General features: G+C 68.8%; 4 protein-coding genes. 2 read left to right on the top strand and 2 right to left on the bottom strand.

Annotated elements, in window-relative coordinates:
• The first annotated feature begins 44 nt into the window (after positions 1-44).
• Positions 45-2,279 carry an ABC transporter ATP-binding protein gene (locus AC2VOG_RS18605; RefSeq protein WP_486941310.1) on the top strand — a complete coding sequence of 745 codons (2,235 nt, stop codon included), beginning with the start codon at positions 45-47 and terminating at the stop codon, positions 2,277-2,279.
• Complete coding sequence (locus tag AC2VOG_RS18600; protein ID WP_486941309.1) at positions 2,261-4,804, top strand: ABC transporter permease; 2,544 nt, start codon at positions 2,261-2,263, stop codon at positions 4,802-4,804. The genes AC2VOG_RS18605 and AC2VOG_RS18600 overlap by 19 nt, the downstream gene beginning before the upstream one ends.
• Positions 4,805-4,812: 8 nt before the next feature.
• On the opposite strand, the gene AC2VOG_RS18595 is transcribed toward AC2VOG_RS18600, so the two are convergent.
• Both AC2VOG_RS18595 and AC2VOG_RS18590 read right to left on the bottom strand, forming a co-directional pair.
• Positions 4,813-10,104, bottom strand: a complete 5,292-nt coding sequence (locus tag AC2VOG_RS18595; RefSeq protein ID WP_486941308.1) for an amino acid adenylation domain-containing protein — start codon at positions 10,102-10,104, stop codon at positions 4,813-4,815.
• The gene (locus AC2VOG_RS18590) at positions 10,094-15,025 is read right to left on the bottom strand and encodes an SDR family NAD(P)-dependent oxidoreductase (RefSeq protein WP_486941307.1); all 4,932 of its coding nucleotides are present in this window, start codon (positions 15,023-15,025) and stop codon (positions 10,094-10,096) included. The genes AC2VOG_RS18595 and AC2VOG_RS18590 overlap by 11 nt, the downstream gene beginning before the upstream one ends.
• Between the last annotated feature and the right edge of the window lie 25 nt (positions 15,026-15,050).

Raw genomic sequence — 15,050 nt, 5'->3', positions numbered from 1 at the left:
CCGCTGCCCGCGAGGCGTCGGCAGCCAAAACTATTGTTGTAGTCGTGTCAGACGCGGTGCTCGGTGTTTCCATGACGCCAACGTCGGTACGCACCGTTTTGGTCGCGGGCGCCAAGGCGGACGGAGCCGTCGTCAACCACGGCAACTTCGACATTGCGCACGGCGCGAACCTGCCCTCCGGCACGACGACCGAGCAGGTCATCGCAACCATCCTCATCACCCGGGAGACGGCGGCCAGCGCCGGCTATCAGGTGGTGGCCACCGGAGTCACCTGGCACGACGTCGAAACGGCAACCGGCTTGCGTGAGGGGCTTGCGACGCGCAGGGTCGACAACGTCTTATTGGTGTCGCCGTTCCATTCTGCGATCGCGCTGGCCCGTGCGGCCGGTGAGGTGTCCGCGTACGACCACATTGCGCTGCTGTGTATTGAGCCGGACGTGGCGACGTTGGCGGTGGTCGGTACCGCCGACGGGCTGGTCGTCGAGGTGCGTCGGCGGTTTCTGCCGGCTGACGACGACGATGCGGTCGGCGCGCTGATCGAGATCGTCCGGGATGCGGGTGCCATGGAGGGCCGTCCGCAGGGCGTGTTCGTGGTCGGTTCCGGTGTCGACGTTCCACTGATCATGCCCGCCTTGGCCGCGGCGACATCACTTCCGGTCAGCGCGCCCGACCAGCCCGACGCCGCGCTGGCCCGGGGCGCCGCGTTGGCCTCGGCGAACACCGAGTTGCTGACGCACTCCGCGATCGAGTTGGCCCGCACCGAAGGCCGTGCTGCCGGGTACACACACATTGCGCTGCTGTGTATCGAGCCGGACGCGGCGACCTCGGCGGTGCTCAACACCTACGACGAGTCGGTCGCGGAGGTGCGGCGCCGGTTCTTGCCCAGCGACGACACCGCGGCGGTGGCCGCGCTGGTGGAGATCGTCAAGGGCGTGGCCGAGACGGAGGGCGGCCCGCAGGGCGTGTTCTTGCTCGGTTCCGGTGTCGACGTTCCGCTGATCATACCGGAACTTGTTGCGGCGGGCCAACTTCCGATCAGCACGCCAGAGCAGCCCACGGTCGGACCGGCGCGCGGCGCGGCGCTCGCGTCAGCGAGCCTGTCGTCGCTGCCGTCGTCTGCGGTTGCCTTGGCCCGCGCGGCGGGCGAGTCGGCCGGCTTTGACACCACGGCGCTGCTGTCGATCGAGCCGGACACTGCGACGCTGGCGGTCGTCGGTACGGCCGACGGTCTCGTCGTAGATCTCCGGCGCCGGTTCTTGCCGCATGACGACGACGAAGCGGTGGCCGCCCTCGCCGAGATCGTCAAGGGCGCCGGCGACATGGAGGGCGGCCCGCAGGGCGTGTTCGTGGTCGGTTCCGGTGTCGACGTCCCGCTGATCATGCCCGCGCTGGCCGAGGTGACCTCGCTTCCGGTCAGCGCGCCGCAGCAATCGACCGCAGCGGGAACCCACGACGCGACCTCGGGGCGTTCGTCGCTGTTCGCCTCGTCGACCGCGTTTCTCAACGGACAGTCGCACGATGACACCCGTCCTGTTCAGGGAGCGCAGGGCGCCGATGCAAGGCCGGTGGTCCTGGAAGCCCGCGGGCTGTGTAAATCCTTCGGCTCGGGCGCGACTGCGATACCGATCATCCACGACATCAACTTGCAGATCCGCGCCGGCGAATTCGTGGCCATGGTGGGACCGTCGGGTTCGGGCAAGTCGACGTTGCTGAGCATCCTCGGACTGCTGGAACCGCCGACGGGCGGCGAGGTTCTGGTGAACCAGGTGAGCGTGGCCCGATCGTCTGCCCGGGAACTGGCGGGTGTGCGCGCTCACCGGATTGGCTATGTGTTCCAGTCGTTCAATCTGCTGGCCGGATTGTCGGTTGCCGAGAACGTGATGTTGCCCAGCCTGCTGGCCGGGCAGGCCGGTCGCGTCCAGTACGACCGGGCTGTGGCGCTGCTGGATCAGTTCGGGTTGGCCGGGATGGCCAAGCGGGTGCCCGCGGAGTTGTCCGGCGGAGAGCAGCAGCGCGTCGCGATTGCCCGCGCCTTGTTCATGGCGCCCCAAGTCGTACTCGCCGACGAGCCCACCGGCAACCTCGACACCAAGAACGGACGCCGGGTGATCGAGGCGCTGTACAACCTCAACGCGGCAGGGCAGACCATTGTGCTGGTCACCCATGACCGATCGATCGCCGACGAAGCTCCCCGGCTGGTCTCCCTCCTCGACGGCCGCATCGAAAGTGACGCGCGGCTCGTTCGCCACGTAGGCGCAGCATGGCGAGCACCGCACTAGCCGCGGCCGTCAGCGTCCTGCGGCTGATCAACCTGCGGGCCGTGCGGCGCCACCCCATGCGGGCGCTGCTGGCGGCACTGTCCCTCGGCGGCGGGGTGGCGATCGTCGTCGCGGTCATGATCGAGACCAGCAGCGTGGGCACCGCCATCAACGACGTCGGCTACCGGATCGCCGGCCCAACCCCGCTGCGCATCGTCGGGTCCGCGACTCAGGGTGGGATCAGCCCGTCGGTGATCAACACCGCCGGCCGGGTACGCGGTGTCGCGGTGCTCGCCCCGGTGGTGCGGGCGGCGACCCAGGTGCGCGACGGCAACCGCGACACGGTCGTGCTCGCGCTGGGAATCGACTGCGCCGCGCGCTGGATCATCGACCCGAAAGTCTGTGGCGCGGGCCAAAAAGAGCCGCAGGTGATGGCGACCTCGAGCACCTTCGGCCGCGCGTTGGGCAAGGCCGCGACGCTGGCGACCGACAACGGACAACTGCCGCTCTCGGGGCTGGCTCAGATCCCGCAACTGGACGACGTGAACAACGGCCGGGTCGTGGTGCTTCCGCTGAGTGCTGCCAAAGCGCAGTTCGCCAGGGGTGATCGAGTGGACAGTGTCTACGTCACGCTGGCCGAGCACGCCAACGTGGCCGACGTCCAGACCCGTATCGCCGCTGCGCTCGACTCGCTCGGACCGGGCTACCGGGTGCTGACCCGCAATGATCCGGCGACTGGATTCAACGTCAACGTCATCCTGTTTCCGCTGCTGGCGATCTTCGCTCTGATCGCGATCGGGGTCGGGGTGATCCTGATCGCCCAACTCACCCGGCTCTCGATCCAAGAACGCCGGCGTGAAGTCGCGATCGCCGCGGCACTGGGCGCCTCGCCGTTGATGACCTTCGGCGGGTTCCTCGCCGAGGCGGCGTTGCTCGGCGCGTCCGGATCAGTGATCGGGGTTCTGCTCGGCATCGTCATCGCCCACCCCGTGGTGGCCAGCGCCAGTGACCTGACTCAACAGTTCGTCGGGGTCAACGTCCCCGTCGTGGTCGACGGGATCGTGGTGGTTGCCGCGCTGGGCATCGGGGTTCTGCTCGCCGTGCTCGCGGCTTTCCTGCCGAGCCGGTCCGCGTCGAAAACCCCTATCGCAAGCGAACTTTCAGGTCGTGCCGCCGCCGCGGAGAACCAGTCGACCGGGGTGTGGCGCAAGGTGGTGGCGCTCCTGGCGATCGGCGTGGCCGGTGTCATCGTCGTGTGGTTGGCCACCCGGTCGGGCGGTCTGGCGCCGTGGCAGGCCGGGATCGCCAACGTCAGCGTCGTGGTCGCCATCGTCGGCCTGCTGCTGGCCGCGGCCTACGTCGGCCCGGAGTTCCTGGACCTCGTCCGGTTCCGGCCGGAGCGGACTCGCCGTGCCGCACTGACTATCGCGTTCACCGGTCTGCGCGCGGACCCGTCGCGGATGATCGCGATCTCCGGTGCCGTCGCGGTGCCGGTGGCGGTGGCGACGCTGTTGTCGGGCTTCTTGATCGCCATCAACGACGGAGTCGACACCGTCGCGACAAGGCAGGCGACCGACCGCCTGGTGCTCACCACCACCCGCTATACCGACTGGGGTTCGACGGATGCGAAGTTCTCGCCCGACACCATGTCCAAGCTCGCCGCGCTGCCCGGTGTCGGCGCCGTAGAGCGGATGGCGGAAATCGAGATCACCTTGGCCAGCGGCGAATTGGCCTACGTACGGGCCGAGGATCGACCGACCTTCTCCTACCACGCGCTCGCCGGGCAACCGCCGAGGCGCAGCGTCGAGGCGAATCAGCTTGTCATCGGCGGTATCCTGGCCCGCGAGACCGGTGCCCGCGTCGGCGGCACGATGCTGCTCGGCAGCGGACCCAACGCGCGCAGGGTCCCCGTCGGGACGATCGTGGCCACCCCCGAAGTGGGTGGGCTCCGAATTCAGATGTCCTATCCACTTGCCGAGCAGATCTTCGGTCCGCAGCCCGCCGGGCTGGTGTTCATCAAGCCGGCCGCGGGTGTCAGCCGGCAGCGCATTGCCGACGAGATTCACGCCGGCCGCTTCAATCAGCCACTGACGGTGGTCGACGCCGACGGATACCGGTCCGCGGTGGTTGCGGGTGAATCACGTTTCCTCGCACCGCTGAACACGCTGAAATACGGCCTGCTCGCGATCGCGTTCATCTCGGTGTCCTCGACGCTGCTGCTGCTCGGCATTCGGCGTCGCCGCGAGGTCGCCCTGATCCAGGCGCTGGGCGCCACCCCGGCCACCGTCTTCGCGGTGACCACGATCGAGGCCGTCATCGCGAGCGCGACGGGCGCCGTGCTCGGGGGCGTGGTGTCCATCGCGATCATCGGGGTCGTGGCGCGGGCCGCGGTTGTCGATGTGGGAGCTGTTGTCCCGCTGGTCTTCCCGGCGACCGAAGCGACCGGGTACGCGATCCTCGCCGTCTTGTCGGCGGTTCTGGCCGCGGTCGGTCCGGCGTGGCAGACCACCCGGGCCGGGCTGGCGGCGCAGTTGCGCGACGAGTAGCGGGCCCCTCAGAACCGGTAGGTCACGCAGCCGACCTGGAGTCCAGAGCCCACACTGACGATCAGCCCGACGTCGCCGGCCTTGACCAACTCGTGCTGCCAGGCATGCTGCAAGCCCTGGGGGACCGACGACGAAAACGGGTCGCTGTCGGTAACCGCAACGACGAAAAGCGAACTCGCGATACCCAATCGGGAGGCCAAGTCCTCGCGCTCGGACGGCGACAGATGCGGGGGGAACACCGCGGCGATATCGGACGGGTCGATCCCCTCGAGCTTGAGCAATTCGCCCACCGCGTTGGTGATGATGTCCAGATAGTGCGTGGACAACTCCGGGTCGCGGTCGATCTCGAGCCAGGTGCGACCGTCTTCGTGGCGGGTGAAGGTGGTGAGCGCCTCGGCGTATTCGGGGTAGTGGCGGAACACGAACCGGCCGAACCCCTTGCCGCCGTCGGTCGGTGACAGGATCACCGCCGACCCCGTCTCGCTCAGCCCGTAGCCGGGGTGGCTGGCGCTGCCGGCGTTGTTCTCGGTCTCCGAGGCAACGACCATGGCGTGCAGGGTATTTCCGGCGCCGATCATCTGGACGGCCACCTGGCAGGCGTTGAGGAATCCGACCGCGCCGTTGAACACGTCGAAGGCGAGAGTCTTCGGGCCGTCCGGGGATCGGATGTCGTCGTTGATCCCGAGCGCGCCGGCAACCAGCGCGGCGATGGCCGGCTCGCTGATGAACTCGTCCCGGTAGACGCCGGCGTGGATGACCAGGCCGAGCCGGTCGCGGTCCACGCCGGTCCGATCGAGGCACGCTGCGGCGGCCCGGGTTGCCAATTCCACCGAGCCGCACGAGCCAGGGTGGCCGGCCGGGATGGTGCCGACGCCCGCGATGCCGACCGCCGGGGGCGGGGCCGGCGCCAGCTTCGCGGCGTCGCGCGGCGCCTGCAGGCCGTGCTGGTCGTCGGAACCGCGGCGCAGCCGGTCGGGCAGGTCGTCGAAGGTGTACAGCGCGGCGCCCACGGTCTGACCCGAGGCGCTGATGCCGAACACGACGTTGTCGCCGGACCTTATCCGGTTGCTCAGGATATGATCTTTGAGAGCAATGAAATGCGTTGTGCTGGCGGTATTTCCACGCTCGGCCAAGTTGTAGATGGTGTTGCCCGGGTTGGCGGATCCCTCGCCGAACATCCGGTTCACCGCGCCGACCGCGTCGTTGATCGATGACTCCGACGTCTGGTGCATCACGATGTGGTCGCAGTGCTCCGGACGCCATCCGTGGCGTCGCATCACGCCGGCAACGTAGGGTACCGCGGCCTGCACCGCGATCGCGGTCGCCGCGATCGAGTCGACCGTCATGATCGCACCACCCGCTGGCCCGCCGGTGGCTTTCGCGATGCACATGGGGGCGTATCGGCTCAGCGTGGCGATGTCGATGTCGTGGAAGCCGGCGCGGTTGTTGGGGCCGCGTTCCAGAATCACCGCGGCGCCGGCATCCCCGACCGTCAAACACGCGAGTCGCGGATCCATCGGCCCTTCGATTTCGCGTTGCGCGGTCTCGCTGATGTGGGTGATGTACTCGCCGCTGACCACCATCGCGCGCCCGATCAACCCGGTCTGCAGGAAGGCGTCGGCAATCGCTATCCCGGTGAACATTCCCGCGCACGCGTTGGTGATGTCGAAGGCCACAGCGTTGTCCAGGCCGCACTGATCCCGCAGTCGCGCAGCGGTGCTGGGCTCGAAGACGAACTTCTGGTCGGGCCCGTCGCAGCGGGAGATGCTGCACGAGATCAGCAGGTCGATCTCCGCCGGCCGGTAGCTCGACCGGGACAAGCAGTCGGCCACCGCCTGGCGGGCCAGGTCGATGGAGAATTCACCATCGGCCACCACCCGGCGGTTCTTGATCCCGGTCAGCTTCTCCAGCGGTATCCCGATGTTGTTGGCACACCCGGCCAGCAGGTCGGCGGTCGAGACCACCGTGAAAGGCAGATAGGTGCCGATGCTTTCGATCACCGTGTTGCGGGTCGGCGGACTGACCGCCGGCAGCGGCAGCGCTTCGGTGTCCACAATGATGTCGGCTGACGCGACGGGCGCCGCCTGAGCGGGACTGCTTTCCGCTGCGGCGCCGAACTCCGTGGCCAGTTCGGCGATGGTGCCGAACAAGAAGACCGACTCCGGCTTGAGCGGCAGGCCGGCCGCCTGTGCGCGGACCGCGACCTCCAGGCTGTGCGTCGATGCCCCGCCGAGCGCGAAAAAGTCGTCGTGGACGCCGATCCGTTCGACGCCGAGAACCCTGCGCCAGATCTCGGCCAGCACCTGCTCGGTTCGGTTACGCGGCGCGACGAACTCCCGCTCGCGCTGCACCGCTCCCGAGTCGGCGGCGACCAGAGCGCGCCGGTCGACCTTCCCGCCCGAGGTGCGCGGCAACTCGCCGGTCACGACGAAGTGGGTCGGCAGCATGGCCGCCGGAAGCCACTCGAGCAGGAAACGCCGTAGCTGCGGGGTGGTCGGCCCGGGCTCGGTCGCCGACGCGACGTGGGCAGTCAACTGAGTGTGGCCGCGCTCGTCGGTCGCGGCGATCACCACGGCCTCACTCACGTCGGGATGCCTGCTCAGCGCGACCTCGACCTCGCCGAGCTCGATCCGGACACCGCGGATTTCCACCTGCGTGTCCAGGCGGCCCAGGTAGTCGATGTTGCCGTCAGCCCGATAGCGAGCCAAATCACCTGTGCGGTAGAGCATTCCGCCCCGACGGAACGGATCGGCGATGAACCGGGTGGCCGTCGCCTCGAGTTGACCGGCATAGCCGCGGCCCACGCCCGCTCCGCCGATGTACAGTTCGCCGGGCACGCCCACCGGCACCGGTTGGAGATGGCCGTCGAGCAGATGTACCTCGACGTTGGCGATCGGCCGCCCGATCGGAACCGCCGCGCCGGCCGCGCCGCGCCTACAGCGCGCATAGGTGGCGGTGACGGCCGCCTCGGCGGGCCCGTACTCGTTCCACAATTCGACGTCGACGGTGTTCAGGAAGCGCTGAGCGAGGTCGTTGGGCAAGGCCTCGCCGCCGCACGTCACCCGCCGCAGCGCGGTGCAGTCTCGCAGGCCGGGCTCGCGAAGCCACGACTGCAGCATCGATGGCACGACGTGCACGATCTGGGTGATCCGCTGTGCGGCAATGGTGTCGACGAGGTAGGCGGCGTCGCGATGTCCGTCGGGTCTGGCGATCACCAGCCGCGCGCCGGCGATCAACGGCAAGAAAATCTCCGCCAGCGACGCGTCGAAGGTCACCGGGGTGTGGTGCAGCACCCGGTCGCGGGCGTCGAGCCGGTAGTTCGCCTGCATCCAGAGCAGCAGGTTGGCCAGCCCACCGTGGGTGTTGAGTACCCGTTTGGGGACCCCGGTGGAGCCCGAGGTGTGGACGACGTAGGCGAGTCCGTCCGGCCGCGTGACCGGGCGCGACGCGCGGGTGCCGGTTTCCGGTGACGCGATCGGCAGCTCCAGGCAGAGACGGTGACCGTCGAAGTCCTTGAGTAGCGGCAGGTTTCGCTGGTGGGTGATGACCAGCGGGGAGCCGGAGTCCGCCGCCATCGCGGCGATGCGGTTGGCGGGTTGCCCCGGGTCTAGCGGCATTAACGCCGCGCCGGACTTCGCCACCCCGAGTAGCGCCACCACCAGGTCTTCGGAGCGGTCCAGCAGCACCACGACGACACTCTCCGGGCCCACGCCGAGGCTTTGCAGCCGGACCGCCAAATCGTCTGCGCGCCCGTCGAGTTCGGCGTAGGTCAGCTCGTTCTCACCGAATGCCACCGCGATCGCCGACGGCTGGCGCCGCGCCGCCGCGCTCACCATGGCGGGCAACGAGTCCGGGGCCTCGTAGCGGACCTCGGTCTCGTTCCACGCCGCCTGCCGCGAGATTTCCGCGTCGGTGCGGATCGGCAGCGTCGACAGGCGGCGGTCTGGCTCGGCGACGATGCTGCCGAGCAACGTGGCGAAGTGCTCGGCCATCCGCTCGATCGTCGCATCGTCGAACAGGTCGGTGTTGTACTGCAGGACGCAGAGCAGTTCGCCGTCCTGTTCGCCCATCAGCAGCATCAAGTCCAGCGGTGCACCGCCCTGGCCGATATGGGTCGTCGTGAAATCCAGCGTCGCCGGGCCGGCCGCCGCGCCCTCTTGGAAGCGGCGGGTCTGCTCCCACGCGAACGAGACCTGGAACAGCGGTGTGTGGCTGAGGTCGCGGGCCGGATCCAGCTTTTCGACGAGTAGCGCGAACGGAAAGTCTTGGTGCTCTAGTGCTTCCAGGACAGTGGTCTTGACTCGACCCAGCAGCGACGTGAAGGTCGGGTCACCGCTCAAGTCGGGTCGCAGCACCACCGGGTTGGTGATGTAGCCGACCACGCTGGCCAGCCCCGGGTGGTCGCGACATCCGAACGGCGAGCCGATCAGCAGATCTTCCTGCCCGCTGTAGCGGTGTAGCAGCGCGGCGTAGGCCGCGAACAACGTCATATACGGGGTGGCGCCGGCGTCGCGGCCCACCTCCTTGAGCCGGGCGGTCAGCGCCCGGTCGACGGTGAAGCGATGCACCGCACCGCGATACGTCTGTACCGCGCCCCGCGGCCGGTCGACGGGCAACCGGAGCAGCGGTGTTTCCCCGGCCAGCTGACGGCTCCAGTACCGCCAGTGCCGGTCGCCCTCGGCTCCCTGGATGGCTCGGGAATGATCGCGCGCGTAGTCGACATAGCGCATCGGTGGCGGAGGTGGCGGCGGTGCGCCGTGCTCGGCGGCATACAGCTGCCGCAGCTCGTCGAGGATCAGGTCGATCGACCACATGTCCACGGCGATGTGATGCAGCGTCAGCACCAGCAGGTGCTCGCCGGGACCCTGGTCGATCAGGTGGAACCGCACCACCGGTCCGGTGCGCAGGTCGAAGGGGCGATCGGCTTCCCGTCGCAGCCATCGTTGCGTCTCTTCGGGATTCAACTCGAGATGGTTGACACGCACCGGCAGCCGAGGGTGTACCAGCTGAACTGGCCGGCCGTCGCGCGTGGTGTAGGTGGTCCGCAGGATGTCATGGCGGTCGACCAGCGCCTGGGCCGCAGCCTCGAGTGCGGCCACGTTGAGCTGGCCGCGGATCTGTCCGGCGTAGCTGATCGTGTAGGCGGGGCTGCCGGGCGCGAGCTGGTAGAGGAACCACAGCGACCGCTGACCGTAGGAGAGGGGATACGCCGACGCCGAGGCTTCCGCCTTCTCCATCAGCAGGCGTGCCAGCAGTACCCGCTTCTCGTCGGCGGACAGGCCCGCGAGCTCATCCGTCATCTTGCCCCTCCCTGGTTGCGAGGACGTCGCGCAGCAGCGCGTCGACGTCGTCGTCGGAAATGTCGGGAAGCCGGCCCAAAGCGTCCAGCCATTTCGCATCAGAACCATTGGTGCCGTTAGTGATTGGCGCGCTATCCGGCGCAGCGGGGACGAGTTCGGTCGTGCTGCTGGAAAATTGCCCGGCGAGCCATCCGGCCAGCCCGGTCAGGCTGATACCGTCCAGCAGTCGGACGACGGGCACTACGACCCCGAAGTCGCGTTCGATCTGAGCGCGCAATTCCACGGCGACCAGCGAATCGACACCGAGTTGGTGCAGTGGCGATTCGACGTCCACCTGTGACGGCGCCAGACCGAGCTTTCCGGCCGCCTGTGCGCGCAGGTACGACTCGAGCAGCCGACGGCGTTCGTCGTTGTCGGCGCGCAGCACCGTGGCGCGCACGTTGTCAGGGCGCTCGTACGAGTCGCGGTCGGACGGCGTGCCGAGCAGTTCGGCGGTCAGCGAGGGGGTCATCCGCAGCACGGCGACCTGAGTGGCCGACGAGCGGAGCAGCTTCGCCAGCGTCCGCACACCGTCGGCCGCCGGGATGGGAATCATGCCGTGCCGGTCGAGGTTTCGATGCTGCTGCGCCGTGTTGACGAGGCCGACGTCGGCCCACGGGCCCCAGTTGACGCTGAGCGCGGGCATGCCCTGCGCACGCCTAAACCACGCCAGGGCGTCCAGGAACGCGTTGCCCGCGGCGTAGTGCGCTTGCCCGGGTGAGCCTAAAAGCGCTGCGGCAGAGGAGAAGAGCACGAAAAAGTCGAGTTCGGCATCGCGGGTGAGGGTGTGCAGGTTCCATCCGCCGTCGAGTTTGGGTGCCATGACCTCGTGCAGCCGCCGGGCGTCGAGGCGCGCCAGGATGCCGTCGTCCAAGATTCCCGCCGCGTGCACGACGCCGCGCAACGGGGCCATGGTGGTCCGGATCGTGTCGAGCACCGCGGCCAGTTCGTCGGCCCGAGTCACGTCGCCGCGGGCGTAGACCACCTCGCAGCCGTGGGACCGCAGATCGTCGATGGCCCGCTGCCCAGCCTCCGACACCGGACCGCGGCCGAGCAGCACCAGCTGCCCGGCGCCGCGCTCGACCATCCAGGACGCGGTGGCGAGGCCGATGCCACCAAGCCCGCCGGTGATCAGATACGTGCCGCCCGGATCGAATTGCGCAGGCAAGCGGTCGTGTGGCGCGGCCGGCGTCCGCTGTCCGGATACCGAGACGACAACCTTGCCGATCTGCTTGCCCTGCGACAGCGTCCGCAGTGCGGTGGGGGTCTGGGCGGCCGGGAACGCCCGCAACGGCAGTGGCCGAAATGCGCCCTGCTCGACATGGGCGACGATGTCGCGCAGCAGGGCACCCACGTAGGCGGGCCGATCCGTGATCAGCTGCGCCAGGTCGACAACAAGGTAGGACGCGTTGTTGCGTAACTGCCACAACCGAAGTCGGCCCTGCCCGTAGATGTCGGTCTTACCGATCTCCACGAAGCGACCGTAGGGGCTCAGTGCATCCAGGCCGCACGACAATGCCTCGCCGGTCAGCGAGTTGAGCACCACATCCGCGCCCGCACCGGCGGTCGCGGTCAGCACACTGTCTGCGAAACGTAGCGAGCGCGAGTCGAATACGTGCTCGATGCCGAGCCCGCGAAGGTGATCTCGCTTTTCGGGTGTGCCGGCGGTGGCGAGCACTGTCGCGTCCAGCCAGCGGGCCACCTCGACGGCGGCCAGACCGACGCCGCCGGCCGCGGAATGGATGAGCACGCGCTCGCCGCGGCGAAGCCGGGCCTGCTCGTGCAGCGCATAGTAGGCGGTCAGGTAGGCGATGGGGATGGTGGCGGCTTCTTCGAAGCTGAGCTGGACCGGCTTGGGCGTCGCAAGGCACGCCAGGGTGGTGACGAACGATCCGACACCCTCTGCGGCCAGCGCGATCACGGCGTCCCCGACGCGCACATCCTCGACATCGTCACCGACGGCGGTCACGACGCCCGAGCATTCGACACCGACCCGCGTCGGACCGCTTTCTTGGCCCGGGTAGACGCCGAGCGCGCGCATCACGTCGATGAAGTTCAATCCGGTTGCATGGACCTGGATTTCGACCTCACCAGGATCGGGCGAGCGGCGGGCAACGACCCTGGTGTCGATGTCGTCGAGCACGCCGGGTCGCGAATACTCCATCCGGAAAGGCGAATCCGCGTCGGGCTGGACGGCGTGCGGCTCCGCGACGAAGGGGACCAATCTGGCGACATAACGCTGTCGACCCCGAAAAGCGACATCGCCGTCGCCCCCGTCGGCGAGCAACTCCTCGACGAATGCCGCCAGATCCTCGGATTGCGAACCGTGCGGCAAGTCGACCCGCGAGCAGCGCAGCTCCGGATGCTCGCGGGCGATGCTGCGGCCCATGCCCCACAAGGGGGCCTGCGCGATCGACACGGCGCCAGCGTCTGTGTCGGTCTCGACCGGCTGAGCGCCTCGAGTCACCAACCACAGCCGCGGCGACGATGGCTGCGGCATCGACGTCAAGGCCTGTACCAGATGCAGCACGCTGGTCGGCCCGAGGATGCGCCCCGATTCCATCGAGTCGGTCAGGCCCCACAGGTGGACCACGCCCGCCAGCGGCGCGTGCACGTCGTCGAGCAGCTGCCGGAAGTGTGGTGCCTCAACCGGATCCAGCACGTAGCGATCTGCTCCCAACCGCGCGAACTCGGTTCCCGATTCGACGAGGATGCAGGTCTGGGCGTGCTGTTCGAGCAGCGTCCGCGTGGTGGTCGTGGTAGTGCTGCTGTCGCCGAAAATCAGCCAGCGTCCGGCCGTCGTCGGCCGACTCGACGCGGTCAGGGCCGCAGCCTCCCAGCGCTGGACGTAGAGATCGCCGTCTTCGGCCGAGGCGTTGCGCGACGCTTCGGGCAGCCGCTCGAGCCGCAGGCCGCGGACCGCCGCCAGGACGTTGCCGGACCGGTCGAGGAGGAACACGTCGCCCTTGACCGGGTGTGCCTCGGAATCGCCGCGAAGCCGCGCGTGGCACCACACGCCGTCCGAAAATGCCCCGCGGATAACCAGATCCGTGATGCCCACCGGCAGATAGGTGTCGCGGGAGTGTCCATGGTCGGCTGGCAGGGCAGCGGCCAGGACCTGAAAGCAGCCGTCCAGCAGTGCGGTATCGGTGTCACCGGCATCGCCGGGCGCCATGCGCGCGATCGCCTCGCCGTCGCGGCGCCAGACCTCGGTCACCTTCTGAAACGCCGGCCCGTACTCCAAGCCGTGCCGCGCGAGGCGGCTGTAGAACGATGCGCCGGAAATTTTTTCGGCACAGCGGGTTTGGATGTCGGCGGGATGATGCGGGTCGGCATCGCCGCCCGGTTCGCCGGCGACCAGTTCGCCGCTCGCCAACAGTGCTACCGCCGGGTCCACGCCGGTGAGCTCGAACGACACCGGGCCCGAGGGCTCGCCCCGAAGAACCAGCTGCACGGCGCGCGGCTGCGTGCCGTGCAGGGTCAGGGACCGGTGGAAGACGACGTCGCGCGGAATCCGGGTGACCCCGAGGGCCCGTAGGGAACCGGTTGCGACGAGCTCGAGGAGCGCTGCTGCCGGGACGACGACCGAACCGTGCACGCGGTGGTCGGTCAGCATCGGCATGAGGTCGCAGCTGACGTCGGTTTCGCACGTCACCGTGTTCGGCTGTGTGGACGAGCGGACCGGTCCGCGCCACCGGGATGCGTCAGCGGCCGGACGGGCCGAAGTCCCGGGGGCCGCGGTGTCCAGCCAGAACGTTTGCCGCTGCCATGGGTAGGTGGGCGCGGAAACAAGCTGTCCCTCAGCAGGATTCACTGCACCCCAGTCGACGGGCTGCCCAATCGTGTAGAGTTCGCCCAGCGCTGCCAGCACGGTCTCGCGTCCACCTTCGTCACGGCGCATCGACGACAGCAGCGTGCCCGCACGGCCGAGGTCGTCGGCGTCCTCGCGCAGCGCGCTCAACAACACCGGGTGCGGACTGATCTCGAGGAAAGCCTCGTGACCCTGCTCGAACAGCTGCCGCGCGGTCGGCGAGAATCGGACCGGCGAGCAGAGATTCTCGACCCAGTAGGCGGCGTCCAGCGTGGCGGCATCGATGCGCTCACCGGTCACGGTGGAGTACATCGGTGTCGAGGGCGCCGACGGGCGCAGGCCATCGAGCGCCACTGTGAGGTCGGCGCGCAATGCCTCCATCCGCGGACTGTGCGAGGCCACGTCGACGTCTACCCAACGGCAGAATCGCATCCGCCGCTGGATCTCAGTCATCAACTCGGACAACACATCTGCATCGCCAGACAGCACCGAAGACCGTGCCGAATTGCTGGCTGCCACCGCAACGCTGTCCTCCTGCCCGGCGATGAGCTCGTCGGCCTCGGCGCGTGACAACTCCGCGGAGACCATCGCCCCGCCGGGTGCCGCTCCGCGCAGCAGGCGGGCCCGCGTACAGATCACCCGCGCGGCGTCCTCGAGGGTCAGCGCCCCCGCGACGTACGCGGCGGCCACCTCGCCCATGCTGTGCCCGATCACGCCGGCGGGCTCCACGCCCCACGACCGCCACAGCGCGGCCAGCGCGACCTGCACCGCGAAGATGGCCGGTTGGATCACCCCGATGTCATCGAGGCCGTCGCCGGCGAGCAACGCGTCGACCACCGACGAATCCAGGTGGGTACGCATCGCGCGGTCACACTCGGCGAGCGTGTCGCGGAAGACGGCTTCCTCGGCGTGCAGTTGCCGTCCCATGCCGCGCCACTGGGAGCCCTGCCCGGAGAAGACGAACACCACACCCGGACCGGAACGCCGTCGCCCCGCCGACAACCCGGGCCGGCTCTGGCCGTGCCGGTAGGCGGCGAGCGACGCGGACAGTCCGGCGGCGCCGCGACCCACGACAGCCAGCCGGTAGTCGTGGTGG

This window comes from Mycobacterium sp. TH-M11 (assembly GCF_057473725.1).
Note: the sequence above shows the minus strand (reverse complement) of the source record. Positions and strands in the feature narration are given on the sequence as shown.

Bases quoted from the DNA above. Each gene is read 5' to 3' on its own strand.
- AC2VOG_RS18600 (WP_486941309.1), top strand. From the start codon at position 2,261: ATGGCGAGCACCGCACTAGCCGCGGCCGTCAGCGTCCTGCGGCTGATC.
- AC2VOG_RS18595 (WP_486941308.1), bottom strand. From the start codon at position 10,104: ATGACGGATGAGCTCGCGGGCCTGTCCGCCGACGAGAAGCGGGTACTG.